We start from the raw sequence: 26,410 nt of genomic DNA, 5'->3' as shown, positions 1-26,410 counted from the left end.
ATTCGATATGAACCCTAATATATATTTATTTATAATCATCATAACTTTAAAGTTATGACAAGAGTGACAAGGAGGAAATCGGATGGAGCTGCTGCAGTTGAAGTATTTTCAGACCGCCGCCCGAATGCAGCATATGACCAAGGCTGCCCATAGTCTCCATATCTCGCAGCCGGCGTTGAGCAAAATGATCGCATCGCTTGAAGCCGAGCTCGGCGCGAAGCTGTTCGAGCGCTCGAACAAATCGATTCGCTTGAGCGAACACGGCAAGCTGTTCCTGCGGCATGTGGATATCGCGCTGCAGTCGCTGGAGGACGCGAAACGCAAGCTGCAGGACGAGGTTGGCGAATCGCCCCCTCTCGTCACGCTGGACGTCCGCGTCTCGTCCCACTTGCTGCCGGACCTGCTGGCCGAATTTCGCAAAGAATGGCCGCAGGCGCAGTTTCATCTGCTGCAGCACGCCGCGCACGCGGATGAAGGCGCGCCGCAGTTCGATCTGTGTCTGTCGGACGGCGCTGTCCCTCCGACAGGGTCGTCCGTCTTGCTGCTGGAGGAGGAGATCGTCGTCGCCGTGCCGGCCGGGCATCCGCTCGCCGATCGCGCGCAGGTCAGCTTGAAGGAACTGAAGCAGGAAAGCTTCATCACGCTGCCGCCCGGTTCCTCGCTGCGCGAGACGACGGATGCGTTCTGCCGCTTGGCCGGATACTCGCCGCTCATCCGGTTCGAGAGCGACGATCCTGCCACCGTGCGCGGCCTCATCCGCGCCGGGCAAGGCGTCGCGTTCCTCCCAGCCATTACTTGGGGCGGGTCGACCGGTCCCGACGTTGTGCAGCTCCGGCTGTCGGAGAATTATTGCAGACGCTCGATTTCGCTATCTTGGCCGGAAGAACGATACATGACGCAGTCCGTCTCGAGGTTCCGGGATTTTACGGTCCGGTATTTCGCGAAGCTCGCCGATTCGCATCGGTTAGAGAACGGCATGCATCCATAGGCTCCCGATAACTTGGATCGCGCAATGGTTTTCTATTCCTCGCAACTTTGCGATCATACGGGACGATATATCTCCTTACTCCAGCTGACAACCACCATCAACACCTAGGAGATCGAGCTTGCGGAGAGCAACGCGGCGGCGACGGATCGGTGGCTGAATACGAAGATCGGCGCGCTGCAGCAAATGTTGAAGAGCACGCCGAATTACAGCGAGATGGATTTCGATTACGCGCTCTTCGGCCAACATGAATTCCTTGGCGTCTCAGGTCGAAGAAGTATCCGCGACAACCGAGCAAATGTCGGCCGGCATGGAAGAGACCGCGGCCATGGCGCAGCAGATGAACGCGACTTCTACGGAAATCAAGCCTCGATCGCCGTCAAGGCTCAGGACGGCTCCGCAATGGCCGAAGAAATCTCGGACCGCGCCGAGCAGTTGAAGGAATCGGCGGTGACTTCCCGCGACACGGCCCAGGATATCCACGGCGAGATTCAAGCCGACTCGAGAGCCGCGATCGAACAAGCGAAGGCCGTCGAGCAGATCCACGTGCTGACCGACTCGATTCTCGATATTACGTCACGGACGAACTTGCTTGCGCTTAACGCCGCAATCGAAGCCGCCCGCGCGGGCGAAGCCGGCAAAGGCTTCGCGGTCGTCGCCGACGAAATTCGCAAGCTGGCCGAGAACTCGGCGAAGACGGCGAGCGAAATCCAACAGGTGGCCAGCCAAGTCATGGGCTCGGTGAACGCGCTGACGAGAAGCTCCGAGAAGGCGCTCTCGTTCATCGATACGACCGTCATCCGGGATAATAAACGCAATGGTCGTGAACGGCGAGCAATATTACAAGGACGCGGGATCGATCCAATACCTCGTTACGGACTTCAGCGCGATGGCCGAAGAGCTGCTCGCCTCGATTCAGAACGTGGCGCAATCCATTCAGGAAGTATCCGTATCCAACAACGAGAATGCGGAAGGCACGCAGTACATCGCGGAGAAAACATCCGAGATGATGGGCCGATCCGAGAAGTTGACCGATATGATGCGCGGTACGGAAGAGACCGCTGCGAAGCTGCTGCAGGCCGTCTCCAAGTTCAAAATCTAATCCGGACATGGCATGCCATGGGCAAGGTGAAACGGCTGCGCCGTCTATAAGCGGCGCGGCTTTTCATTTTTGTTTGGAAGCACTTCGTATTTCTTGATAGAATGACAGATGAAGAGGATCGGATTAGGTTATACATTGGTACATAAGGAGATAAATACGATGGCAGAAAACAAATTACTGCGAATGGACAATGTCGGCATCGTCGTCGAATCCCTTGATGACGCAATTTCTTTCTTCGAGGAAATTGGCTTGAAGCTTGAAGGGCGAGCTACGGTCGAAGGTGAATGGGCCGGCCGCGTAACCGGGCTGGGTTCACAGAATGTAGAGATTGCTATGATGGTTACCCCAGATGGCCACAGCCGACTTGAACTTTCACGATTTGTCGCCCCGCCTCCTATATCAGATCACCGAACTGCTCCTGTAAATGCCCTCGGTTATCTACGCGTCATGTTCACCGTCGAAGACATCGACGATCTGGTAGCCAGACTTACGAAGCATGGCGCTCAACTCGTTGGCGAAGTGGTACAGTACGAGAACTCGTATCGGCTCTGCTACATTCGCGGAAAAGACGGACTTCTAATCGGCTTGGCGGAACAGCTCGAACGCTAACGCTGCCAGTCCTTCTTGTCGCAAGTCTACTCCTACGTCACGGCCTCCGTCGAATCGATCCACACCCGGTTGAAATCGATCCAGCCGAGCGAATTAAACCGCACGCCTTTGACCGCCGGGTGAATGTACGTCGTCAGCTTCTTGTGCAGCAGGAATAGCAGATGCGCTTCTTCGCGCATACGGCGCTCGATTCCGCCAAGAACTCGAGCGCGTTCTTGCTCATCGCGCTTCGACAAGACCAGGTCGACTTGCTCCCCGACCCATGCCTTCAAATCGGGTTCCATATAAGCGGGGATAAAGCCATCCGGCTGCTCATAAACCTCGATGACGTCCGCCTCCCCATCCCCCAAGCCAACGCCGTACAATAGGCAATCTTCGTCTGCGATTGCCTCCTTGCGCCGGATCGACCGCCATGATTCCAGTCGGATGCGTACCGGTATGCCCGCTTCCGCGCACCGATCGCGAATCCACTCCGCATCCCGCTCGTGAATGCTGTACGTCACAAGCGTAATCGGCTCCCCGGCGTACCCCGCTTCGGACAACAATTCTACTGCAAGCGCGGGATCGTGATCGTCGATGACGTCTTCTCCGGTCTCCGGCACGCGGAAGCCGGACGCCGGCACCCCGCGTTGGACGGCGGTAAGCCGAAGCATTCCGCTTCGGTCGAGCACGTGGTCGACGGCCTTGCGGAATGTGGGATGGCGATGCGGTCCGTCCTTGCGCATATTCCAAGCGAGCACGGTGCAGCCCTTCCATAGCTTCTCCTTGAGGACCCACCCGCTCTCGGGCGGCTTCTCCACCAGCTCGTGGTCCATGAGCAGCTGCCCCCAATTGCGCGACCTGTCGGAGATCGGCGCATCATCGGGAAGCAGAATCAGCTCGACGAGATCCAAATGCGGGCGGCCTTCAAAAAACGCCGGATGCGCTTCGAGCACGATGCGGTCCTCGGCCCAGACGGAAAGCCGAAACGGCCCTGATCCGACGGGCAGCCGCCAGAACTCCGGTTGCTGCGATACGAGCTCCTTGGGCACGATCGACATGGACGTGGCGCAGAGCAGCCGCGGCAGCATGAAATTCGGCCCTCGGAGTTGAAACCGGACGACCAGCGGACCGATCGGCACAACCTCGAGCAAACTGCGGAATAGCCAATTATCCGGTCTGGAAGCGCGCTGTCTTTCGATGGAGAACGCGACGTCGTCTGACGTCAGCTCGCGGCCGTGGTGGAAGCGAACGCCTTTGCGCAGATAGAACGTCCATACCTTCCCGTCCTGCTCGGACTTCCAATCATGCGCGATACCCGGCACGATCTGATTCGAGTCGATATCGAACCGAACCAGCCGATCGAATAGCTGCCGGATCAGATGCGAATCGAACACGTAGAACGCCTCCGCGGGATCAAGCGTAATGACCGATCGATAAATCGGCAACCGGAGCATGTCCATTCCTACCGGTCCTCCGTCCTCCTGCTGAAATCCGAATCGTCCGCTCAGCCACTCCATGAATTTGCGGTTCGCTCCGGTATGCCGGCCGTATCGCTCCAGCAGCTCGATCGCCGCTTTATACGCGCCGCCGGATGCCCGTTTGATCGCCAGATCCAGCAAGTAGCTCTCCAGCTCCGTCCGGAAAGCGATTCGAGAGCGATGTCCGCGTCCCAGCCCCGCCTGCCATCGAATCAGCCCTTCCTCCTCCATTCTTCGGATAATGAGCTTCACGTTGCGTCTCGAGCACGTCCATAGTTCCGCCAGCTCGTCCAGCGTAATGTCGTAATCCTCCCCGATCGCATGATCGCGAGTACGCGATTCGTACAATTGCACATACCGTTCTTCCAGAACCAATTGCGCTCCCCCCTATAGAAATCCTAATCATTTCGCTCTATTCGATCTCTCACCAGTATACCTTCTTGGATCTAAAGGGGAAGGCTAATTTTCAGCGTGTATCACGTTGCTCCTTTTAAACAACTGCGAGGGAATGTTAACGGACGTCCCGATATGCGGGCAGAAAGAGAAAAGACGATCCTAAGGGCAGGATCGTCTTTTGTGTCGTCTACTGGATTGAAACCCATCTCCGCGCCGAGCTGCCGTCGCAGTCCTGCTCCATTGTGAACGAACGCAATTCTCGACTGTTACGGATCGTTCAGCACACCGGACGCGTCGCCTCCGCCATAGCCCCGAGAGCCTGCTCCAACTCCGCTTCCAGAGCGGCATTCGCCGCGATCCGCTGCGATAGCTGCTGCAGCGCACGCTCCTCCTTCTTCGCGGCGCGCACGCCGTAGTGCTTGATCAGCAGCTTCTGCACGACGTCCCAGTCCTTGGTCAGCTGGTCGCTAATCCGCCGAATTCTATCGAGCGGCTGGCCAAGAGAAGGCTCCGGGCCGCGCTGAATCAGCAGCGCGGTCGTCTCGCTCAAGTAATGCCGCGCGTAATAAATCGTATCCAGCTTCTGGAACAAGGGGCTCGCCCAGAAGTCGAACACCTGCTCGAACTCTTCGGCCAGACTGGCTGAACCGCGGATGGCATTCGCAATCGCGTGAATGGCTTCGGCGTTACGACTCTCTTGATATTTGGCCGCGATACGGCGCATGAGATCGAGCGGTTCGGGTTCAACCGGATCATGCCGGCTCACGGTGATTAAGCCGCCGCGGTTCCCGTTCATGAAGTGATCGAGCGGCAGTCGTTCCTGCCCGACGCTGAAGGTCGGATCGATGCACAGCAGCGATTCGCCGTCCGCGTCGAAGCCGGTCACCAGACAAATATGCTCGCTATGCACCTGTTGATACGCGGCTTTGTTGCCCCAAGGATTCCAATAGGCATCGAATTCGATGGCTACGGGGCGTCCTTCCGCGAGCTCCGAACGAACGACCGCCAGCGCTTCGCCCGAATCCGCGCAGCTTCGCTGCCGCAGCTCCATTCCCGTGTAGCGGCACAACAAATCCAGCGACGTGTGTTTGTCCGTCCGGATGGCCGCCCCTAGCAGCCGCCCCGGTTCCGGCTCGAACCGGACGTTCAGCGATTCCGCGAATATGAAGGCGTATTCCCGTTCCCAATACGTCGCAACCGACACTATCAAATCTTGAAAACAAGTCGTGCTGATCCCCCGAATCGGAACGATCGGTATCATCGTCAGCTTCCTCTCCCCCGTGGATGGTATAGTCGAAAACCCGTTTCTGTCTAACCTCCTTTAATCCGCTGCGGTCAAATGCTCGCATGCGCCAGAATCGGACGCGCGAACATCCTCGTATGCGATTGCAGTCAAATCTGTTAATCGTTGTAAGTACGGCAGACTAATTATAGAGTCCGTCCGGCGTTATGGATAGAGGGTCTTTTTGTTGAAAGCTGTCGTGAGTTTCCTCCCCCTTCCCCCTCCGCTGAGGGGAACCAAAGGGCTCCGCCCTCTGGACACCCGTTTTCGTGCCATTACGATTGTTCGCGGTCGGCGATTGGGCTTGAGCCGGGCACGCTTTTGTCCTTGCGGACAAAGCTCCATGCGCGCATGGGCTTACTCTAATTCCAGGTCATCAGTACCAAGTTCCCCTCCCTCTTCCCTTTCCCCCTCTGCCGCGTTTTTTGTCCTGATGTCACATTTGGGTATTTTATGCTCCTTCTTTACGCTCAGCTGACCTTCGCTTTCGTCCGCTTCCACGGACACGCTTTGCGTTTTTTCACAACAACAAAAAACCTCCGTTCCCTTTCAGGAACGGAGGCCAATGCTTAAACCAATCTTTTATCCCTTCAGCTCGCGCAGCACATCTTGCAAATAGTCCCACGTCCGTTCGACGGACGAAATGGACAAGTGCTCCTCCGGCGTATGGATCCCGTACAGATTCGGGCCGAACGAGACGGCATCGAGATCGGGCATTTTCTCAATCAGCACGCCGCATTCGAGTCCGGCATGAATCGCCCTGATCTCGATCGGTTGTCCGAAGCGGCGTTCGTACGCCGATTCGCAGACCGGACGAAGTTTCGAATCCGCGCGGTATGGCCATCCGGGGAAATAATCGTCTTGGCGAAATTGGCAGCCGGCCGTCTCGGCCAGCGTCGACATGATCCGCAGCACGTCGTAAACCTGCGATCGGTGCGAGCTGCGCGCCAGGCTTTGCATCACGACCTCCTCCTCGGAAGTCGCGACGACGCCAAGATTGGAAGACGTGCGAACGAGGTTCGGAATCGCTTTGTCCATGCTCAAGACGCCGCTCGGGATGAGCGCCAGCAGCCGTATGACGAGCGCCTTCGTCTCCTCCGCGAAGACGCGCCCGGCCGATGCGACATGAGCCGATTCGTCGATGCCCGGCGTAAGCGTGACCGACACGCCGCTGTCGCTCACCTGGAATTCGCCTTGCAGGATCGCGTTCAGCTCGGCGATTCTCGCTTCCGCTATGGTCAAGTTAGCGGCGTCCAGATAAATACCCGCTTCCGCTTCCCGCGGGATCGCGTTGACTTTCGCCCCGCCGGTCACGCCCGCGAGCGCGAAGGTCGCATGCCGCCGCAATTCGTCCAGCGCTCTGCCGAGCAGCTTGTTCGCGTTGCCCCGCTCGTGGATGATATCGTCGCCGGAATGGCCGCCTTTCAGACCCTGCACGCTGATCGTGAACGGTTCCCCTTCGCTCGGTTCGACCGCCCGCCAGACGATCGGCACCGAATGGTACGTGTTGATGCCGCCGGCGCTGCTCACGAACAAGATTCCTTCCCGGTCCGAATCGAAGTTGATCATCATACGGCCGGCAAGGGGCGAAGCGTCGAGATGGAAGGCGCCGCCCATACTCGTCTCTTCCTCCGTCGTCAGCAGAATTTCGAGCTCCGGATGCGCCATGTCCGACGTATCGATGATCGCCATTGCCGCGGCGACCGCAATGCCGTTATCCCCGCCGAGCGTCGTGCCTTGCGCGTACAGCAGATCGCCTTCTAGACGGAATCGGATCGGATCGCGGTCGAAGTCATGCTCCGTGCCTTTGTTCTTCTCGCACACCATGTCGAGGTGGCCTTGGAATATGACGGGCGGCGACGATTCGTACCCCGGCGCGGCCGGCTTTCGAATAATGAGATTGTGCCGGTCGTCCTGCAGCACTTCGCAATTGCGCTGCCGCGCGAAATCCGCGACGTAATAGCTGATCGCCTTCTCGTGGCCGGATCCGCGCGGTATCGCGGACAATCGCTCAAAATGCCGAAGGACGAGGCTGTCGCCCGTGTAGACTGGTTGATCGTTCATAGGTATCCTCCTAGGCGGTGTTATGTAAAATGCTACTCGCGGCCGGGGCTTCCGATCCGCGGACATGTCAAAGAAGACCGATCCTTACCGACCGATCTTCTGTTCGGACACGAGCCGGGCTAACGTTTGATCGCGCAGATGCGACTCCATCTTGGCTTCCGCCTCCAGCACGACGCGCTGAACCAGGCATTCGGGCCCGTGATCGAGACTGCAATCGAACAAGGACGCCGTCCCTTCGATCGCATGGATAATATCGAGGAACGAGATGTGTTCCCAGTTTCGGCGAAGCCGATAGCCGCCGTTCGCGCCGGAAGCCGATTCGATCATGCCGGCTTTTACGAGCTTCGTCAAGATTTTGGACAGATACGTCGGAGAGACGTCTTGGTGCTCCGCCAGCTGTTGAACGCCGACGGGTTTATTCGGAGCGGCCGCCGCAAGATAAAGCATCGTATGCAGCGCGTAGTTCGTCGCCTTCGAATATTTCATGGAATGCGTGTCACCTCGGAAATTCAGACGTTGTCCATCGATCATAGCTTGCGCCGCCGGACACCGTCAACCCATGATGGAACCGCAAGACCCGTGCGCTTGACCATCATGCCTTTCAGTCAAGCTCGGGCAGTACGAAATAATAAGCGCTCACCAAGAAGACGACGACGAACAGAACATTCACGACGAGCGATTCGACGCGCGGGTTGAACGCGTCCATGACCTTGCCTACCGCGGGAATCGCCCGCCCGGTTACCGCTCCCGCGAGCATGAATACGAAATAAACGACGTATACCGCCAATCCGCAGATGAGCGATTTTCCGATTTCCAACCACGGTATTGCCATGATTGCCACCTCCATCTACCGTGCAGGCCGTGATGGGCATTCCTTCCTTTCCTTAGTGTTGCCCGTCTTAACGCCGTCCAACCCGGCGCGAGAACGGCGAAAAACCGCTTCATGGTCCGAAGCGGTTACACGGCGGTCACAACAACCAGTTGAGTATAAGCATAATTAAACCGAATACCGATGCTCCGCGCTTGATGCCGGCGTTGAACTTCGGCCTGAGGAAGAAGCTTAACGCGAAACCGACCGGCAGCGCCAACCCATTAATCGTGATCGAGAAAGCGCCTAAAATATAGTACCCGAGCAGCTTCAGCCCGAGCATCTCTTCATTCGTCTCCCGTTTCGTATACAGCACATACAACACCAACAGAATCAGCAAAATCGCGAGGATAAACATTCGTCGTCCCTCCCTTGTACGGAAGCGCTCCTCCGCTCACGCAGCGCTCTATACAGCTTATGAGGCGCCGTCGCGTCTTAAGCTTGCGTTCGTGCCGCTACCGCGCGGCGCGACTGCTTTCGATTCTTCAACACGCTCGGTTCCGACGTGCGGAAAAGCGTTCATCCGCCCTGCTGCAGCTCGACCTTCGTCACTTCCCGCCAACCGTTCGCCGCGAGCTTCGCCTTGTAGTCGGCCAGCGGCATCTCTTCCGCCTCGATGGCCAGCGGCGCCAGCGAAACCCAGCATTCTTCCGATGCATAGCTGATCGTCACCTTCGCCACTTCATACCCGTTGTGAAACCGCGGATCGAAGCCGGGATCGTCGATCAAATCGCCCCGGACAGGGCGTATGTCGGAGGTGAACGTCTTCAGCATGAGATGCGAGGTCGCGATTTCGCTTGAAGAAGCAAGGAACAGCACGAGTTGGATTTTCATAGCACGGTCACCCTTTCGGAAATATTTCGGAGGACCGGACCGCAACCGGAATTGCGGCCGTACCTCCTACAAGCGAACGATCTTCGTCGCGATATTGTCGCAAAATTCGCGGTCGTGCTCGACGAATAGAATCGTCGGTTCGTGCTCCAGCAGCAGCTCTTCGATCTGCATGCGGGAGATGACGTCGATGAAGTTAAGCGGCTCATCCCATATATGGAGGTGAGCAGGCTCGCATAAGCTTTTCGCCAGCAGAACCTTCTTCTTCTGTCCGCCGCTGAAGGAGGCGATGTCTTTCTCGAATTGGACGCGGGCGAAGTCCAGCTTGCGCAAAATCGATTTGAACAAACTTTCGTCGATGCCGTGCTGCCGGGCAAAGTCCTTCAGATCGCCTTGAAGATGCGACGTATCCTGCGACACGTACGAGATTTTCAATTGACTGCCGACGCGGAACGTGCCGGCATGCGAGATCGGCTCGCCGCAGATCAGCTTGATAAGGCTCGATTTACCGGAGCCGTTCTTGCCGGAGAGCGCGATGCGGTCGCCCTTCTCGATCGTGAAACTGATATCGCGGCATACCGTTCGCCCGCCGTAGTCGATGGACACCCGATCCAGCTCGACGAGCTGCTGCTTGTGGTAATTCAGCTGCGCGATCTTCAGGCTGTCAGCCTGCTCGATGTTCTTCAGCAGTTTGGACTTCTCATCGATCGCCGTATGTTGGCGCTGCTCGATCGATTTGGAACGCTTCATCATTTTGGCGGCTTTGTGGCCGATGTAGCCCTTGTCGACCTTGGAGCCGGAGTTGCGCGTGCCGTTCTTCGTCTTCTCCACTTCGTCCGACCAGCCGCTCGTGCGCTTCGCCGCTTCCGACAGCCGCTTGATATCCTTCTTCAGCTTGTCGTTCTCGGCCAGTTCGTAGTTGTCCTGCCGCTCCTTGTTCGCCCACCAGTCGGAGAAGTTGCCTCGCTGGATGTCGATGTTCGTCCGGTTGATGGAGAGGATATGATCGACGCAGTTATCGAGGAACGCGCGGTCGTGCGAGACGAGAATGTAGCCGCGCTTGGACTTGAGATAGTCGCTGACGATGCGGCGCGCATCCATGTCGAGATGGTTGGTCGGCTCGTCGATGAGCAGGAACCGATTCTCCTTCAGGAATAGAGCAGCCAGCAGCACCTTCGTCTGCTCCCCGTTAGATAGCGATTCGAACGGACGGTACAGCACGTCTTCGTCCACCTTCAGCAGCGACAGCTCGCGCAGGAGCTCCCAATGCTCGTAATCCGGATAAATCTCGGCGACCGCGTCGATCGTGTTCTGCTTCTTGTCCGCGACCGGGAACGGAAAATATTCGAACCCGACGTTTGCGGATATCGTGCCGTCATATTCGTATTTACCCAGCAACAGATTCATGAACGTCGTCTTCCCTCTGCCGTTCCGTCCGGTAAAGCCGAGCTTCCAATCGGTGTCGATCTGAAAGCTGACGTTCTCGAATATAGGATCATAGCTGCCCTCGTGCGCGAAGGACAGGTTGCTTACGTTAATCAATGACATGCGGTATCCCCCCTGGAAAATAAAAGAGCCGCAAGAAGGTTACGCTTCTCGCAGCTCGAATCCATCCGGGGCGAAACGGCTGACGCTGCATTAAAGCGGCGCAACTCGTTTCATTCCGCAAATCCACCCCGCGCATAAGCGGGCCTTGGATAAGGGTTACCGACGGTCGAGCGGAACGAACGCGTAACTTTCTTGCCAATAACCGATCCAACAAGGTGCCGATGGCGGCGAAGCGCGATGCGTGGCGGCCGAATACGAAGCTGCCGAATACGAACGAACGTATTCTAGCTTGTATTCAGACGCCAAAAGGCGTTCGCAATTACCGGCTGCGATTCGCGTTACATCCAACGCTCGCATCGCCTGGCCTTGTTAAATCCACTGTTATCGGTCGCAAGAAAGATTACTTGTTCATGTTCCGCTTCAACCCCAATCGTAAAAGTACCCACATCTTAACACAGCCGGTTACCGAAGTTCAACCCGGCAAATATCGCTATAACTGAACTCGACCAACGTAGGTTTAACGCTCGCTTCAGACGAACGAGATCGCTAGATCGAAGGCATGACGTTGCCGCCCGCCACCGGTATGTACGCGCCCGTAATAAAGCTGGCGAGATCGGAAGCGAGGAAAGCGACCGTGTTGGCGATCTCCTGGTCGGTCCCTCGGCGCTTCAGCGGCACGGTGCTCTCGTAGCTTTCGCTGCGCTCCGTCCCCTTGTCGCGGTCCCGGTCGCTGATCGTCCAGCCAGGCGCCACCTGGTTCACCGTAATGCCGTGCTCGCCGATCTCGCGCGCCAGCACTCGATAGACGCCGTCCATCCCCCGTTTCCCAGCCACGTAGGCGGATTGGTTCACGAAATTTTGAATGGCGCACTCCGTATTGATCCCGATGAAGCGGCCGCCTTGTCCGCGCGCGATCATGCCCGGCGCGAACGCTTTCGCCAGATAGACGCTCTGCATGACGCACGAATCGAATTGCCCCTGATAATCCGCGGCCCGCTGCTCCAGAACGGACGTCCAGGCATACTGGATGACCGCGTTCGCGACGACGATATCGACGCCGCCAAGCTGCTGCTCGGCCGCTTCTTTCATCGCTTCGATGGACGCTTGGTCGGTCACGTCTGCTTGCGCGATCAAGGCTCTGCGTCCCATCGCGCCGACCTCGGCTCGCAGCGCCTCCGCCTTCGCGGCATTACTGTTGTAGTGAATGACGATATCGGCGCCGCAGGACGCGAGCGTTCGGACCATGACGCGTCCGAGATCCCCGCTCGCCCCCGTCACTAACGCGATTTTGCCGGTCAAATCCAATTTCATGCGTGGTTTCCCCTCTCCGAATTGAGTCTTGCGATCAGTTACCAAACTTGCAGAGCGGCGGTCATTGCCGCGGCCGCGACGAGACCGGGCAGCAGATTCGCGATCTTGATGCGCGTAATGCCGAGCAGATTCAAGCCGATACCGAGGATCATAATGCCGCCCGCCGCCGTCAACTCCGTAATCATGGCGTCCATGATCGCATCCGGCACGAGCCGCGTAATCTGCGTAGCGAAGAGCGCGATCGCGCCTTGATACAGCAGAATCGGGATGGCGGAGAACAGGACGCCGATGCCGAGCGTGGACGTCAGCACGATCGCGATGAACCCGTCCATGACCGATTTGGCGTACAAAATGTCGTGATTCCCCTTCATCCCGCTGTCCAGCGCGCCGAGAATCGCCATCGCTCCGACGACGAACACGAGGCTGGACGTGATGAAACCTTGCGCGATCGCGCCCGGCTCCTTCGAACCGACCCGCTTCTCCAGCCATAAGCCGGCGTTCGTGAACTTGTCCTCCAGTTTGATGGCTTCCCCGGCCAGCGCCCCGATGACCAAGCTGAGCAGTACGATCAGGAAGTTGTCCGTCTTCAAGCTCATCTGCGCGCCGAGCACGAGCAGCGCCAATCCGATCGCGTGCATGACCGTGTTCTTCATGCTTTCCGGAATGCCCCGCAGCAAGATGCCTAGCAGCGTGCCGGCGATGATCGCCGCTCCATTAACCATTGTGCCTAACAATACCAAAGCTTCTCACCTGTCGTTCTATCTAGTTGGTTGCCTACTCATTATAGGAGGAATGCGCACAGAAATAAATCCTGTCGTTTGGCTGAGAGCTTGATAGGTTCGATGCCCGGATCGCCATGCCGCGAATTCCGGCAAACCTTCGCCCCCTAATGGAAACCCTTCCGGCGAACACCGGAAGGGCTAAGATTCGTTCCCTTATGGGTCAAGTTCCCTAACTTACGGAACGATGACTTCTCCGACTGACGCATCCGTCGTGAAACCATGATCGACGGTAGCCTCTGCAATATCCGCAGCCGCCCAGTGATCAGCCGGGACATCCTTCCACGGCAGCGCTCCTAATCCGCGCAGCGGCCCCCGATTCAGCGCCCGGTTCAAGATGACGACGGCTTCGGCTCGGCTGAGGGATTGATCCGGACGGAACGTGCCGTCCGCGTATCCCTTGACGATGCCGGCCCGTTGCGCCTGACGAATCGCGTCTTCGGCCCAGTTGCCGCGCGTGTCGGCGAAGCCTTCACCGGGAGCGGCTTCGCCCTTGGTCAGCTTCACGGCCACGGCGGCCATCTCCGCGCGGGTGATCGGCTGATCCGGCCGGAAGGTGCCGTCCGCGAAGCCGCGCATCAGTCCGGCGCTCGCCGCGTCGCGTACCGCATTCGCCGCCCAGTGCTTGGCATCGACGTCCGAGAATGCGATGCTCGCATCCTTGGACGATGTTGGCGCGAGTCTAGACAGAATTGCCGCCATCTCCGCGCGGGTAAGCGAACGATTCGGCTGGAACGACGAACGATCCACGCCTATCATATACGCTTCATGGCTTTCGATCGACGCGCGCTCCGCCACGACGGCCGCCAATACGCCGAAGCTGGTTGTCGACGCTTGCAGCGACCGCTTGCCCTGATCGTCGACGATGCTACCCGTAATGAATGCCGGTTTGCCGTCCGCGCCTTCCAGATATAAGCCTATGATCGCGCCCATTGCCGGAAGGTCTAGATCGCCGAGCGGCACGGCCACCTTCGCTTCCCTTCCGCCGAGATTCGTCTTGATTGAGAGCGCCGTCCCCGCTAGTTTCGCTACCGTAACAGAAGCGCCGGAGATCGCCGCTTCGGCCGACGTCCGCAGCTTCGCTAGCGCGGCGGCATCCGTAACCGGATCGAATGTAAAGGTGAGGTCCTCGCCGAACCCTTCAATCGAAGTATTCGGAATCGTGAGGACGACCCCTGACGCTTCGATGCCTAGCGACAACTTCCCGTCCGCGAAGCGCCGAACCGCGTCTCGCTCGATCGTGATAGTCGTCCGTCCGATCTCCCGCTTCCCGTCCGGGATGACGAGGACGACCGTATCCGCGCCGGCCTCGGCCGCAACTTTAGCGGCGATGCCTGCCAGCTCGCCCGTGAGCACGACGTCGTCCTGCTTCAAGCCGCCCGCCTGCGCCGTGCGTGTGACCGGCACTTTGGTCGCGCCGTCATTAGCGGCGTTGGCCGCGCGAACATACCCATAGACGGTCTCGGCGCCGCTTCCCGCTCTCGGGATGACGACAGGCGGATTAGTCGGTCCGGGACCCGTAGCGGAAGCGCCCACATCGAATACGATTTGGTCGACGAGCATCAAGGCGCCTGACTTTTTGACCGCCTTAAGCGTGTGTAGCCCGACGGACAACCCGCTCACGGCGAACACTTTCTGTCGCGATTCGCGGCTCTCGCCGTGCGCGTTGATCGTCTCCTTCAGCTCGCCGTCCACGTAAATATCGGCCTCGCCTTGCTCCGGTCCTCGCGGCATGTAGAGCGCGGCGCCCCTCCCTTTGAATGAATAGGTGAAGGAGTCGCCGTTCTCGGCCGTGGCGTGAATATCCTCTAGATAGTCGCCTTCGAAAGCGAAATTCAGCTTCACGCTGCCCAGCGGCAATGATGCCAAATACGCTTTATGGATGAGCACCGTTCGTCCTTCAACCGTGTAATCCGCGCCGGGATCAAGCTCGGCCGCTTCGTTCGAGATGCTGCTGAGCTTGCCCGCATCGTCCAGGAGATTGACCTGTATATCGTCTTGCTCCGCTTTATCGAATTCGGCTGCCGCCGGATCGATCAGCGACGGGATGCTGATCTGCAGCATATCGAGCAGCATGAACGTGCCGGACTTCTTCACCGCCTTGATCGTATGCTGGCCGTCGGTCAGACCTTGGATTTCATAGACGGTCTGCAGCGACTGGCGTCCATCGTGGTACGTATCGACCGTCGCCTTGAGTTCGCCGTCGATGTAGATATCCATCTCGCCCTGCGATTCGTCCCGCTCGGTCACGAGCTTGACGCCCGTGCCTCGGAACGCATATTGGAACCAGTCGCCACTCTTCTCGGTGAAATGAACATCGTCCTTGTAATCGCCGATCCCCCTGCCGGAGTTGCGTGACCAGGAGCCGGTATAGAGAATAGCCGGATCGTCGTTGTTGACGTATTGGTAGCGAACGCCTTCCGGTTCCGCGGCTTTGACCGCGATCGTCAGCGTCTGCGTCGCGCCGGCGCTGAAAGCGAACGTCAGCGTCGTCGTGCCTGCCGATTGCCGGGCCAAATAGGATTGATGGATCGTGACGACGTTGTACGCCATCGTATAATCGTCGCCTTCCGCGAGCGCCGAGCCTTTGTTCGAGATGCCCGCGAGCGCATTGCCGTTCAGCGTCAACGTCGTCTGCACGTCAGCTTGCGCCGATGGCTTCAGATCGAAGCTTGCCGTCTTGGGCGCGATCTCGCTGTTCGCCTCGGCCGCTCCGCTTACGTTGATCGCGACATACTGCGTATCGCCGCCCGCGAAGGCGAAGGCGAGCGCAAGCGCTCCAGCCGGCTGCTTAGCCAGGTACGATTGCCGAAGCGTCGCCGTGCCGCCGTTCACCTCGTAATCCGTCCCCTTAACGAGCGAAGCGGCTCCATTCGTAATGCCGGTCAACGAGGATCCCCCGAATGGCAGCTCGAACGCGAGATCCGCTGGATTCGCATGATCGAATTCCGCACGATCCGGCGCCACTAACGTTTCCGCCCTCACTTTGAGCGCGTCCAGCAGCATGTAGTCGCCGTCATTGATCGTGCGCTTCACCGCCTTGAGCGTATGCTCGCCGATCGGCAGGTTCGCGACTTGGAATACCGTCTGCTGCGCCTCTCGCGTACCGGTGCCGGACGTATCCGCCGTCTCGACGAACGCATCATCCAGGTAGAAGTCCATGCTGCCCTGCGATTCGTCCTTCTCGGTGAGCACCTCGATGCCGGTGCCGGTGAACGTGTAGCTGAAGGAGTCGCCTTCCCTCTGGGTATAATGCACATCCGCAGCGTAATCGCCGAAAGACCGGTTCGTGCTGTGGCCCCAGTTGCCGGCGTACGCAATCGCGGGGTTATCGTCGTTCAGCAGAACGAAGCGCGAAGCCGCGGCTTGGCTGGCTGTCTCGCCGCTCGCATCTCTTAATCCCGCATTAGGGGCAGCGTCGCCTAGCGCTTCAGCGGCCGTCCCGCTATCGCCCTCCGAGGAGGACGCCGCTTCGGTCTCGATCTCGCTTGACGCCGAAGTCCCCGCCGCCGGCTGTTGTTCCGCGCCCGAATCGCGAATTTGAAGCTCCAATTCCTGCGCGCCCGCAGCTTGCTCGCGCCCGCCGTTGCGCGCCCAGCTGCCGACGTAGTTCATGCCGGTATCGTCGTCGTTGACGCTCGACGTGCCATTCTTGGCGGTTACTTTGAACAAGCGCGACGCATGCGGCTCGAGGTTCACCGCGCTGTATCCCGTCTCGAACGTTCCCAGCTCGGAATGGCTCCACAAATCTCGAACGCTTGCCGCGCCGGTAAGGCCGATATCGCGCCAGTTCGCCGTCACCGTCGCCCCTTTCGTGCCGTGATTGAACAAGGCCACCGTGTAGGTCCCGTCGCCGTTGTTGGCGTACCACACCTGATGGTTCGTCTCCATCGAGACCGGATGCGCCGGGCGTCCCGCCTGATTCACCGCGATGACTTCGTCGTTGGTGAGCAGCGACAGGCCGAATTCGTCGAGGTTGGTCATGTCGTTGCCGATATAGAGCGGCGCCGCAGACATCGACCACAGCGTCATCGCCGTCTGCCGCTCATCCTTGGTCAAGCCGTCCATGGCCCCGTTGCCGACGTTAAGCGAATCGAAGTCGTTCCAGCCGCCCGGGCGGGCATCGCGCCACCAGAGGGCCGCGTCCGGGAACAGCCGGGCGATGTTCGCCCACTGCGTCAACCCGACCTTCGGATCATACGATTCCACGTCCCAGTTCACTCGCCAGCCGTTGGCGTGTTCCCGCCAGAAGTCGATGTAATTATGGTCGAGCGCCCACGACAGCTCGAACCAAATCTTATGTTCCTGCTTCGCCAGCGCCTTGGACCAAGCCGCGACGTCGTCCCTGGCGTCGATCGATGTATTGTTGTGGCCCGAGCCCGGCGTTACGCTATCGAATTTCAGGAAATCGATGCCCCAGGAGGCGATCAGCTCGGCGAGCGAATCGATGTAGGCTTGCGCGCATTCCTTGCCGTGCTCGGACGAAGTAAAGTCCATCTTGTATCCGATATTCCAATAATCGGCGGTTCGAAGCGGCTGCGCGGCGATGTCCCGCATGCTGCAGCCCGGCGCGTTATAGATCGGCAGATCCGCTTCGTAGGCTTGCTTGGTCAAGCCCGGAATCATGTAGATGCCGATCTTCTGGCCGTTATTATGTACGTAATCGATCACCTCCTGGAACCCGTTCGGGTACAGCGTCGTGCTTGGGATCGGCCGGCCGTATTCGTCCATGCCGCCGTTCCAGCCGGCGTCGATGTTGATGTATTCATAGCCGTGCGCTTGCAATTTATCCCGCATCGCGTCTGACTGCTGCTTGATCTTCTCGGCCGAGGTCCAGTTGCCGGCCGGTCCGTCGTATACCTGCAGGCTGTACGTGCTCCAGCCCATGTACGGCTTCTGCGCTATGCCGTTATCGGCCGCCTGCGCGACCTGCGTCTTCGGAACGAAGCCGAATTGGCCGATCGCGACCGCCGCCAGCAGCAGTCCGAGTCCCGCCTTTCTCATCGTACGCTTCACCTTGCATCTCTCCTTGTCGGTCGGATGTTCATCGGGCGCGTTCTAAGGTGGGTATGCCCGCCCGCCATCACGGCAAACGGGCAATCGCGTTACTTGCTTGACGAATCGTAAGCTTTCTGCAAGAGCTCCAGGTAACGGTCAAGCTTCAAATCCTTCAGGCCTTGGACGTAGCCGTCCCAATCTTGGTCAAGATCCTTGTTGCCGGTTACGAATTGAAGCGCGTTCTGCTCGATGTAATTCTTGATGTTCGTCTGCAGCATGCTCGCTTCGTCGGTGTCCGCCGGATCGAGCCAGATCGACCAGAGCGGGAACAATTCCTTCGGCTCCTTGCCTTCATAGAGAAGCGTGGCGTTGTACAGACGGCGCTCGTAGCCCGTCGATTCGTAAATATCCGTCGCCTGCACGAAGCTGTCGCGATACTCCTTGGGCATGTAGAAATGCGCAACGCCGCTCCACCCCGCATTATGCGGCGCTTCGCCTTCCACGGCGGCGATCGGCTTGAATTGCGCCTTCACGTTCTCGCCCAGCGCCTTATCGCCTTCGCCCGGCTCTTCCCAATCGATGCCCTTCATGCCGGTCGCGCCGTTCGTCTGCCCTTCCGGCGTGAACATGTAGTCCGCCATCTTGATCAGGGCGATCTGCGCTTCTTCGCTCGCCTTATTCGTGATGACGAACTTCGCGCCCGGGATGACGCCGCCCCCGTCGTGGGTGGCGTAGGAGCCGTGCGGGCCGGTCAGCGGCGGCACGGGATTATAGTCGGCCGAATATTGATTGCCTTTGTCGATATTGATGAAGATCGCCGGGTGCATGCCCGCGCCGGCGCCGAGAATTTGCGCGTCGCCGTTCTCGCCGATCTTCTTGAACGCTTCGGCGTTCTGCGTGAAGGCGCCCGGATCGATCAGCTTCTCGTCGTACAGCGATTTGATGTACGCCAGCCCTTCCTTCCATTCCGGCTTGATGGCCGCGGATTCGACTTTGCCGTTCGTCAGGTTCAAATAATTGCGGTCGTCGTCGTACACGAAGCCGTTCATCAGGAACGGGATAATGCGTACGCCGAAATCCTCGATCGACCCGGACAGCGGCACTTCGTCCGCTTTGCCGTTGCCGTTCGGGTCCTGCGTCTTGAACGCTTGGAGCACCTTCTTGAAGTCGTCGGTCGTCTTCGGCATTGTAAGCCCGAGCTTGTCGAGCCATTTGGTGTTCAGCCACATTTTGTTCGGGTACGAGCAGTGGAAGCACTGCGTGTAGGCGACAAGCCCATAAATATTGCCGTCCGGCGCGGTATTGTACGCCTTCAGATCCGGATGCGCTTCCATCGCGGCCTTGATATTCGGCGCATGCTGCTCGATCAGGCCGTTCAGCGGAAGCAGTACGCCCTGTTTGCCGTATTTCAGCACGTCGGCCTGCGAGAATTGGTCGATATAGCCCGGCAGCATGTAGGCATCCGGATAGTCGCCGCTCGCCAGCGAGATTTGTCGTTTCTCCTTCGCTCCGTCGGAAGGGTTCAGCTCCCAGTCAATCTTCAGGTTGAACTTCTCTTCCACGAAAGCGGTAAATTTGTTCGTCGGCAGGTCGATGTTCGTCTCTTGGATCGAGAAAATCTTCACCGGCACTGGCTTCGCCGACGCTTCTCCTCCGCCGCTCGCCGCCACGTTCCCGGCAGGCGCCGCATTGTTGGTCCCGTTGTTGCCTCCGTTATCGCCGCCCGTGCAGGCTGTCGCCAGAAGGCCGGCGGCGATAATCATCGCGATAACACTCCCCATTTTTCTTCTCATGTCCGATCGCTCTCCTTTAACGGATGTTAGTTTGCTGACTCCCCTTTGCTTACAGGCGCGCTTGCTGCTACATCGGCATCTCCCCTTTCAAGACGTCCCGATCCGCTTCGTTAACCTTTGACCGAACCGACCAGCATGCCCTGCACGAAGTAGCGCTGCACGAACGGATAGATGACGAGCACCGGCAGCGTGGCGACGACGATGAGCGCGTATTTCAGCAGCTCGGCGAGCTGCTGGCGCTCGACCATTTTCATCGCGTCCATCAGACCCGAGCTGTTGTTCTGGATGATGATGCTGCGCAGCACGAGCTGCAGCGGGAACAGGTCGGCGGTCTTGAGATAGATCAAGGCGTCGAAATACGAGTTCCACTGGCCGACCGCGTACATGAGCACGAGCACGGCGAGAATCGGCTTCGACAGCGGCAGCACGACGCTGCGCAGGAACCGAAGATCGCTGCAGCCGTCGATCTCGCTCGCCTCGATCAACTCCTCGGGAATCGAGGTTTGGAAGAACGAGCGGGCGATGATGACCTGCCATACCCAGATCGCGTTCGGAATGAGCAGCGCCCACCGGGTATCGATCATATGGAGTTCCTTCACGACCATATAGGTCGGAATAAGGCCGCCGCCGAAAATCATCGTGAACGTCACGAGCATCATGAGCCCGCCCCGGCCGAAGAACGTGCGGCGCGAGAGCGGATACGCGAGCATGACGGTGAGCGCGACGCTGATCAGCGTGCCCGCCGCCGTGTAGAACAGCGAATTGCCGTAGCCGGTCAGAATCCGGGGCGTATCGAGCAGCGTCCGGAACCCGTCGAACGAGATGTCCACCGGCCACAGCCACACTTTGCCGGAGGTGACCGCTTCGGGCGAGCTGACCGAGCTGCTGAGAATGTACACGAGCGGGTACAGCACGACGATCAGCACGAGCGTGAGTATCGAATACACGGCGAACAGGAAGAGGCGGTCGCCCGTCGATTCCCTTATCGCCCTTTGGGTCGTTGAGGCCATTGTCGTGTACGCTCCTTCTACCACAGACTGTTGTTGGCGAGCTTTTTCGCCAAGCTATTGACTGCCACGAGCAGAATCAGATTGATGACCGAGTTGAACAAGCCGACCGCGGTCGCGAAGCTGTAATTGGCGTTCAAGAGGCCGATGCTGTAGACGTAGGTCGAGATGATTTCCGAATTGACCAGGTTCAGCGGGTTTTGCAGCAGGTATACCTTCTCGAAGCCGATCGCCATCACGTTGCCTACGTTCAGAATGAGCACGATGACGATCGTCGGCAGAAGGCCCGGCAGGTCCACGTGAAAAATCTTCTGCCATCGCGACGCGCCGTCCACCTTTGCCGCCTCATACAACGTCGGATCGATTCCGGCAAGCGCCGCCAGATAGATGACCGCCGTATAGCCGGCCGTCTGCCAAATATCCGACCAGACGTAGATCGAGCGGAACATGCCCGGCTCGCCGAGGAAGTTGATCGACTCCAAGCCGAAATAGTTCAGCGCGACGTTCGCGAAGCCCAATCGCGGCGCGAGGAACAGCATGATGATGGACACCATGACGACGGTCGAGATGAAATACGGCGCGAAAGTGACGAGCTGGACGAACCGTTTGAATCTGCCGGCGCGCACCTCGTTGAGCATGAGCGCGAGCAGAATCGGAATCGGGAAGCCCGCCAGCAGCAGATAGCCGCTCAAGACGACCGTGTTCTTGATCAGCGTCCAGAAGATCGGGTTCTCGAAGAACAGGCGAAAGTGCCGGAATCCGACCCACGGGCTACCCCAGATCCCCTTGGTCACGTTGTAATCTTTGAACGCGAGCACCGCGTTCAGCATCGGGTAATACTTAAAAACGAGGAAAAACAAAATCGGCGGCACGACGATCAGGTAGAGCTGCCAATGTTTCCTCAAACTCCGCAAGGCGGCGGCCGACGGTCCGCGCCCGGCTCGAACGGCCTCCGGAGGCTTCACCGCTGCGATCTCTGCTTTCAGAGCAATCCCTCCCATTCGGCTGTCGGGAGCGCTGCATGATAACGCTTCCACAACACCGATCATAGGGGCCGCGTACCGCTCTTCGATAGGTACAATTCCGGATTTCGACGTACAGATGGCCGTTTATGGAGCGAACAATCGCGCGCCGTACGGCCATTTTTCGCCGGATCGAGCGGTTGCGGCCATAGCTACCGCGCAGTCCGGCCTCTATGCGCTAGACGGTTGGGAATAGGCATGCTCCGGCAAACTTTGGCATGCTTCGGATGCAAAAAGGACCCTCGGTCAAGGGTCCTTTTCCTCCATTGATTCGGTTGTCGTGATACGCGTCGTACCCCTTCTGCAGCAGCGCTTCATAGGCGGGTAAGCCGATCCGGTTTAGCTCCTCCAGGTAAGCGTCCCAATCCTTGTCCAAACTTCGTTCGCCGGTGATGAACCGCAGCGCGTTCTCCTCGATATAGCGCCGGATATTCGTCTGCAGCGCGCCGCCGCGTCCGCCATCCTCCGGTTCGATCCAGACGAACCACGACGGAAACAGCTCTTTCGGCTCATTCCCCTCATATAAACGAGTTGCCTGCTGCAAGCGTCTCTCGTACCCGTTCGCGGCATAGATGTCGTCGCCCTGCACCCAACTATTCCGGTACGCCTTCGGCATGTAGAAGTGCCCGGTGCCGATCCAGCCCGAATTGTTCGGCGGGTCGCCCGGCTGCGGCGCGAGGAACGCGAAACGGGGCTCCGCTCCCTCGGCGAGCGCCTTCTCGCCCGAAACCGGCCGCCTCCACGCGATCCCTTCCTCCCCGGATTCGGCCCGTATTTGCCCCTCCGGCGTATAGATGGCGTCCACCATCTTGATGAGCGCGACTTGCGCTTCGGGCGACGCCTTGCTCGTAATCGCGAATTTAGCGCCGGGCACGATACCGCCTTCGTCGTGCACCGCGTATCGCGCATAAGGTCCGGCGAGCGGAGGGACCGGCGCGTAGAGCCGCGCTCTGCCGCTGCTCCCCGCGCCGCCCGCGAAAATTTCCGGGTGCATGGCCGCGCCGGCGCCCAATATCACCTCGCCGCGGTTGTCGCCGAGACGGCGGTAAGCGTCGGTGCTCTGGGCGAAGGCCCCCGGATCGATCAGACCCTCTTCGTACAAGGAACGTATATAACGCAAGCCTTCCCGCCACTCCGGCTTGTTCGCCACCGCCTCTACCCGACCGTCGTTCAGCCTTACGTACATTCGGTCGTCGTCGTAGATAAACCCGTTCATCAAGTATGGAATCACCCGCACCCCGAAATCCTCGATCGATCCGCTGAGCGGGATTTCGTCCATCTTCCCGTTGCCGTTCGGATCGCGCGTCTTGAACGCTTGCAGCACCTGCTTGAAGTCGTCCGTCGTGCGCGGCATCTCCAAGCCGAGCTTGTCGAGCCACTCGGCATTCAGCCACATTTTGTTCGGATACGAGCAGTGGTAGCAGTCGCTGTAACTGACCAATCCGTAAATATTGCCGTCCGGCGCCGTATTGAGCTGACGGAGCACGGCGTTCTGCTCGAAGGCCGCCTTGATGTTCGGCGCATGCTTGTCGATCAGCGCGTTCAGCGGCAGGAACAGTCCTTGTTTGCCGTAGCGCAGCGTCTCCTCCTTGGAAAATTGATCGATGTACGCCGTTAAGATGTAAGCGTCCGGGTAGGTGCCGCTGGCAACCGACAGTTGGCGGCTGGCTTTGGCTTCCTCGTACGGATGGACGTCCCAGCGGAGATCCACGTTGTACTTTCGCTCTACGTACGCGGTATATGCGCTCGTCTCCATATGCTGACCGTCGCCTTCAAGCGCGTAGACGCGAATCGGAATCGGCTGCGCTGCTTCGGATGACGGCGGCTCGGCGGGTGTTCTCGCGCAGGAGGCCAGCAACAGCAGGGCTATAAGCGTCACTAGCGGACGAAGTGTTTTATTTTGCATGCGGGCGTCCTCCTTCTGCTTCGTTTGCCGTACAGGCTTCATCGTGTCGAACCGTCATTCCAACGACTGCCGGTACAAGCTTGGCGATACGCCGAGCACCCGCTTGAACGCCCGCCGGAACGAATGCGAGCTGTTGTAGCCGACTTGCAGGGCGATGTCGTCGACCGTCGCCGCCGTCTCCTTCAACATCGCCGCCGCGCGGTCGATGCGCACCTGCTCGAGATAATCGGACAAATTCGTGCCCGTCACCTCCTTGAAGAGCGACGAGACCGATTTCTCCGGCCGCTCCGCCTGCTCGGCGATCCGGTACAGCGTCAGATCCGCATCCGAATAATGCGACGCGATGAACTGCTTAATCCCCTCCACCGTCTTGTTGTGCATATCCTGCTTCTTGCCCGCGACGATCGCGCCGAGCATGCGCATGAGGTCCGCCGCCTCGGCTTCGACCTGCGCGAGAGAGCCTTGCAGCTGCAGGGCGAGGATCCGTTCGCGCGCGGTTTCGAACATTGGCGAATCGGCGAACGCTTTGTGGTCCAGCAGCTTGAGCAACGTGCCCCGCAACTCCACGACAAGCTGGATCGCCATCTCGGGCGACAGCTTGCGGTTGTCCGCGTTGTGCGCGATCACCGCTTCGAGAATTCGGAGCGCCTCCCCTTCTTCGCCCGCGCGGAGCGCGCCGATCAACCGGAGCTCGGTCTCGAGCGGATAATAGTAGGCCGTGCTCTCCTTGCTCATTTCGTCATGCCAGCAGAAGCCTTTGCGCTGCGCGTAATCGGCGAAGGCGAGCGCTTCCTTCGCTTGCTCGAACGCCCGGCTCACTTCCGTCTCCGTCGCGAAAAAATCGCCGAATGCGCCCCCGATCGTCATTTTATAATCATGGAACAACGCGTCGGCGAGCTCGGCAAGCACCGAATCCAGCTTGGCTCTCCCTTCCTCCGCGCCGTCGGCTTCCGCGATCAGCACGACCCCGTCCGCGCCGGAATCGGTCATGTGCAACGGCATGCCCGCTTCGAGCAGCTGCTGCTTGAGCAGGAGACGCGCGGCGCTCAGCTCGTTCAGAATCTCGACCGTCTTCACGCCCGCATAACCCCGTATGCGCAATATTCCCACATATCCGCGGTCCGGCGCCATTCCCATATTCGCTTGGTCGGCTGCCGCCTGAAGCTCCTCTCGCGTCTGGAAATCGCCGGCGAGCAACCGCTTCAGGAACGCGTCCCGGATCAGCGGCTGCTGGCGGCCCAGCTCCGTCTCGAGCCAACGGTTGTTCGTCAGCATGCTGGCGATGTTGCCCTGCAGGAAATCGTAAGCGTTCTGACCCGCCGGCTCCGGCTTGCCCGACTGCTCCCGCATGAGGCCGAGCAGCCGGTTAATCGGCGCGCTGTTGCGGCGAGAGAGCATCCATCCGACGACGAGACCGACGACGAGCGCGGCGCCGGTGACGGACCACGAGATGTATTTGATCCGGTTCGCGTTCTGCATGAGCGCCGCCCGCGGGATTCCGGCTTGATACACCCAACCGGTGGTATCCGATCGCATCGTGATGACCAGGTCGTCCCCATACCATTGATTTTGCTTGTTCGGGCGAAAATTCGCGTCGCCGTTCATCGCCGTCATCGCCCGCTCGTCCGTCCCGAGCGCGCTGATCGCGCGCCCCTCCGCATCGCTGACGTATGTCCACCCGCCATATCGCTCCTTCACGCCGGCGAGCAGCTCGCCGATCGTCTTCTGGTCGATGAGGACGACGACCGTCGCCGGCGCCTCGTCTCCGAAGCTGTCGAGCGGCAGCGATTGCGCGAACGTGAGGACCGCCGTCTCCGCGCCGCCGCCCACGTACGGCGTCAGCGGCAGAATTTCCCGGCTGTGCGTCCGTCCGAGTATGCTCGACTGCCACTCCTGCAGCGACATGTCCCGGTAATGGGATTTCTCGTAGTAATGTTCCGGCCGGAAGTACGCCGATCCCGGCGTGAGCACGACGTTGGCGTTGCGCAGATAAATGTAATAATTTTGGAGAAAATCGTTCGTCTGCCCGTACACCATCACTTCCTTCATGATCTTCCAAATGCCGTAGACATTCCCTTCGCCCGGGTCCGTCTTCTCGTTCATGAGCACGTACAAGTCCTGGTTCAGCGCGAGCTGGCGCGTGAAGCCTTCGACCTCGGCCATGCGCCGCTCGAGCATTTGCTGGCTCTTCTGCAGCAGCGTCAGGCTGTTCTCGATGGAGACGGATTGCGTGACCGCGATCGACGTCCGGTACGACATGTAGCCGGCCAGACTCGGAATGATCAGGATGATGATGTAGGAGATCAAAAAACTGCGAAAAATCGAGGACTGGTTGGACACTGCTGTCCACGCTCCTTAAAGATAGTCGATCCCCCCACCCCCTCCGCCGAGGGGGCTCCGAGGGCGCTGCCCTCTGGACACCCGGCTTCGTGCTTGTTCACCCTCCCCC

Annotated in this window: 19 protein-coding genes and 1 pseudogene; 4 read left to right on the top strand and 16 right to left on the bottom strand. The window is 59.1% G+C overall.

The annotated features are described in order from the left end of the window. The first annotated feature begins 82 nt into the window (after window positions 1–82). The 4 genes and pseudogenes from BCM02_RS01145 (at window position 83) to BCM02_RS01135 (ending at window position 2,696) form a co-directional block, all read left to right on the top strand. Window positions 83–988: a LysR family transcriptional regulator gene (locus tag BCM02_RS01145; protein WP_148927220.1), complete on the top strand. Its 906-nt coding sequence runs from the start codon at window positions 83–85 to the stop codon at window positions 986–988. Window positions 989–1,171: 183 nt separating this feature from the next. Next, window positions 1,172–1,723 (top strand): annotated as a pseudogene (locus BCM02_RS36535) (methyl-accepting chemotaxis protein); the annotation flags it as partial. A 79-nt stretch (window positions 1,724–1,802) separates the two neighbouring features. Then, window positions 1,803–2,087, top strand: coding sequence for a hypothetical protein (locus tag BCM02_RS36245; RefSeq protein ID WP_281288134.1), 285 nt, complete (start codon window positions 1,803–1,805; stop codon window positions 2,085–2,087). A gap of 159 nt (window positions 2,088–2,246) precedes the next feature. Further along, on the top strand, window positions 2,247–2,696 hold the full coding sequence (locus BCM02_RS01135; protein WP_148927218.1) for a VOC family protein: 450 nt from the start codon (window positions 2,247–2,249) through the stop codon (window positions 2,694–2,696). A 32-nt stretch (window positions 2,697–2,728) separates the two neighbouring features. On the opposite strand, the gene BCM02_RS01130 is transcribed toward BCM02_RS01135, so the two are convergent. From BCM02_RS01130 to BCM02_RS01055, 16 genes are all read right to left on the bottom strand, one after another. Further along, the gene (locus BCM02_RS01130; protein ID WP_148927217.1) at window positions 2,729–4,531 is read right to left on the bottom strand and encodes an ABC transporter substrate-binding protein; all 1,803 of its coding nucleotides are present in this window, start codon (window positions 4,529–4,531) and stop codon (window positions 2,729–2,731) included. 298 nt (window positions 4,532–4,829) lie between these two features. Further along, on the bottom strand, window positions 4,830–5,813 hold the full coding sequence (locus BCM02_RS01125; RefSeq protein ID WP_148927216.1) for a BtrH N-terminal domain-containing protein: 984 nt from the start codon (window positions 5,811–5,813) through the stop codon (window positions 4,830–4,832). A gap of 603 nt (window positions 5,814–6,416) precedes the next feature. Next, complete coding sequence (locus tag BCM02_RS01120; RefSeq protein WP_148927215.1) at window positions 6,417–7,898, bottom strand: aminoacyl-histidine dipeptidase; 1,482 nt, start codon at window positions 7,896–7,898, stop codon at window positions 6,417–6,419. A gap of 84 nt (window positions 7,899–7,982) precedes the next feature. After that, window positions 7,983–8,384, bottom strand: a complete 402-nt coding sequence (locus BCM02_RS01115; protein WP_148927214.1) for an Rrf2 family transcriptional regulator — start codon at window positions 8,382–8,384, stop codon at window positions 7,983–7,985. A 115-nt stretch (window positions 8,385–8,499) separates the two neighbouring features. Then, window positions 8,500–8,730, bottom strand: a complete 231-nt coding sequence (locus BCM02_RS01110; protein ID WP_148927213.1) for a hypothetical protein — start codon at window positions 8,728–8,730, stop codon at window positions 8,500–8,502. A 136-nt stretch (window positions 8,731–8,866) separates the two neighbouring features. Beyond that, window positions 8,867–9,124, bottom strand: a complete 258-nt coding sequence (locus tag BCM02_RS01105) for a hypothetical protein (RefSeq protein ID WP_148927212.1) — start codon at window positions 9,122–9,124, stop codon at window positions 8,867–8,869. A 161-nt stretch (window positions 9,125–9,285) separates the two neighbouring features. Next, the gene (locus BCM02_RS01100) at window positions 9,286–9,600 is read right to left on the bottom strand and encodes a hypothetical protein (protein WP_148927211.1); all 315 of its coding nucleotides are present in this window, start codon (window positions 9,598–9,600) and stop codon (window positions 9,286–9,288) included. Between the two features lie 66 nt (window positions 9,601–9,666). Then, the gene (locus BCM02_RS01095) at window positions 9,667–11,145 is read right to left on the bottom strand and encodes an Lsa family ABC-F type ribosomal protection protein (RefSeq protein ID WP_148927210.1); all 1,479 of its coding nucleotides are present in this window, start codon (window positions 11,143–11,145) and stop codon (window positions 9,667–9,669) included. Window positions 11,146–11,691: 546 nt separating this feature from the next. Next, entirely contained in the window at window positions 11,692–12,456 is a 765-nt protein-coding gene (locus tag BCM02_RS01090; protein WP_148927209.1) for an SDR family NAD(P)-dependent oxidoreductase, read from the bottom strand. Window positions 12,457–12,494: 38 nt separating this feature from the next. Further along, on the bottom strand, window positions 12,495–13,196 hold the full coding sequence (locus BCM02_RS01085; RefSeq protein WP_148927208.1) for a DUF554 domain-containing protein: 702 nt from the start codon (window positions 13,194–13,196) through the stop codon (window positions 12,495–12,497). Between the two features lie 216 nt (window positions 13,197–13,412). Next, complete coding sequence (locus BCM02_RS01080; protein ID WP_148927207.1) at window positions 13,413–18,251, bottom strand: X2-like carbohydrate binding domain-containing protein; 4,839 nt, start codon at window positions 18,249–18,251, stop codon at window positions 13,413–13,415. An 89-nt stretch (window positions 18,252–18,340) separates the two neighbouring features. After that, window positions 18,341–20,026, bottom strand: coding sequence for an extracellular solute-binding protein (locus BCM02_RS01075; RefSeq protein WP_148927206.1), 1,686 nt, complete (start codon window positions 20,024–20,026; stop codon window positions 18,341–18,343). Between the two features lie 110 nt (window positions 20,027–20,136). Then, a complete protein-coding gene (locus tag BCM02_RS01070; protein ID WP_148927205.1) occupies window positions 20,137–21,036 on the bottom strand; it encodes a carbohydrate ABC transporter permease in 900 nt (299 codons plus the stop codon). 17 nt (window positions 21,037–21,053) lie between these two features. After that, window positions 21,054–22,007: an ABC transporter permease gene (locus BCM02_RS01065; RefSeq protein ID WP_425466146.1), complete on the bottom strand. Its 954-nt coding sequence runs from the start codon at window positions 22,005–22,007 to the stop codon at window positions 21,054–21,056. A gap of 226 nt (window positions 22,008–22,233) precedes the next feature. Further along, entirely contained in the window at window positions 22,234–23,961 is a 1,728-nt protein-coding gene (locus tag BCM02_RS01060) for a type 2 periplasmic-binding domain-containing protein (protein ID WP_148927204.1), read from the bottom strand. 54 nt (window positions 23,962–24,015) lie between these two features. Then, complete coding sequence (locus BCM02_RS01055) at window positions 24,016–26,301, bottom strand: helix-turn-helix domain-containing protein (RefSeq protein WP_246183134.1); 2,286 nt, start codon at window positions 26,299–26,301, stop codon at window positions 24,016–24,018. Window positions 26,302–26,410: the final 109 nt, after the last annotated feature.

The sequence above is a fragment of the Paenibacillus methanolicus genome (assembly GCF_008124765.1).
GTDB classification, from domain to species: domain Bacteria; phylum Bacillota; class Bacilli; order Paenibacillales; family Paenibacillaceae; genus Paenibacillus_Z; species Paenibacillus_Z methanolicus.
Note: the sequence above shows the minus strand (reverse complement) of the source record. Positions and strands in the feature narration are given on the sequence as shown.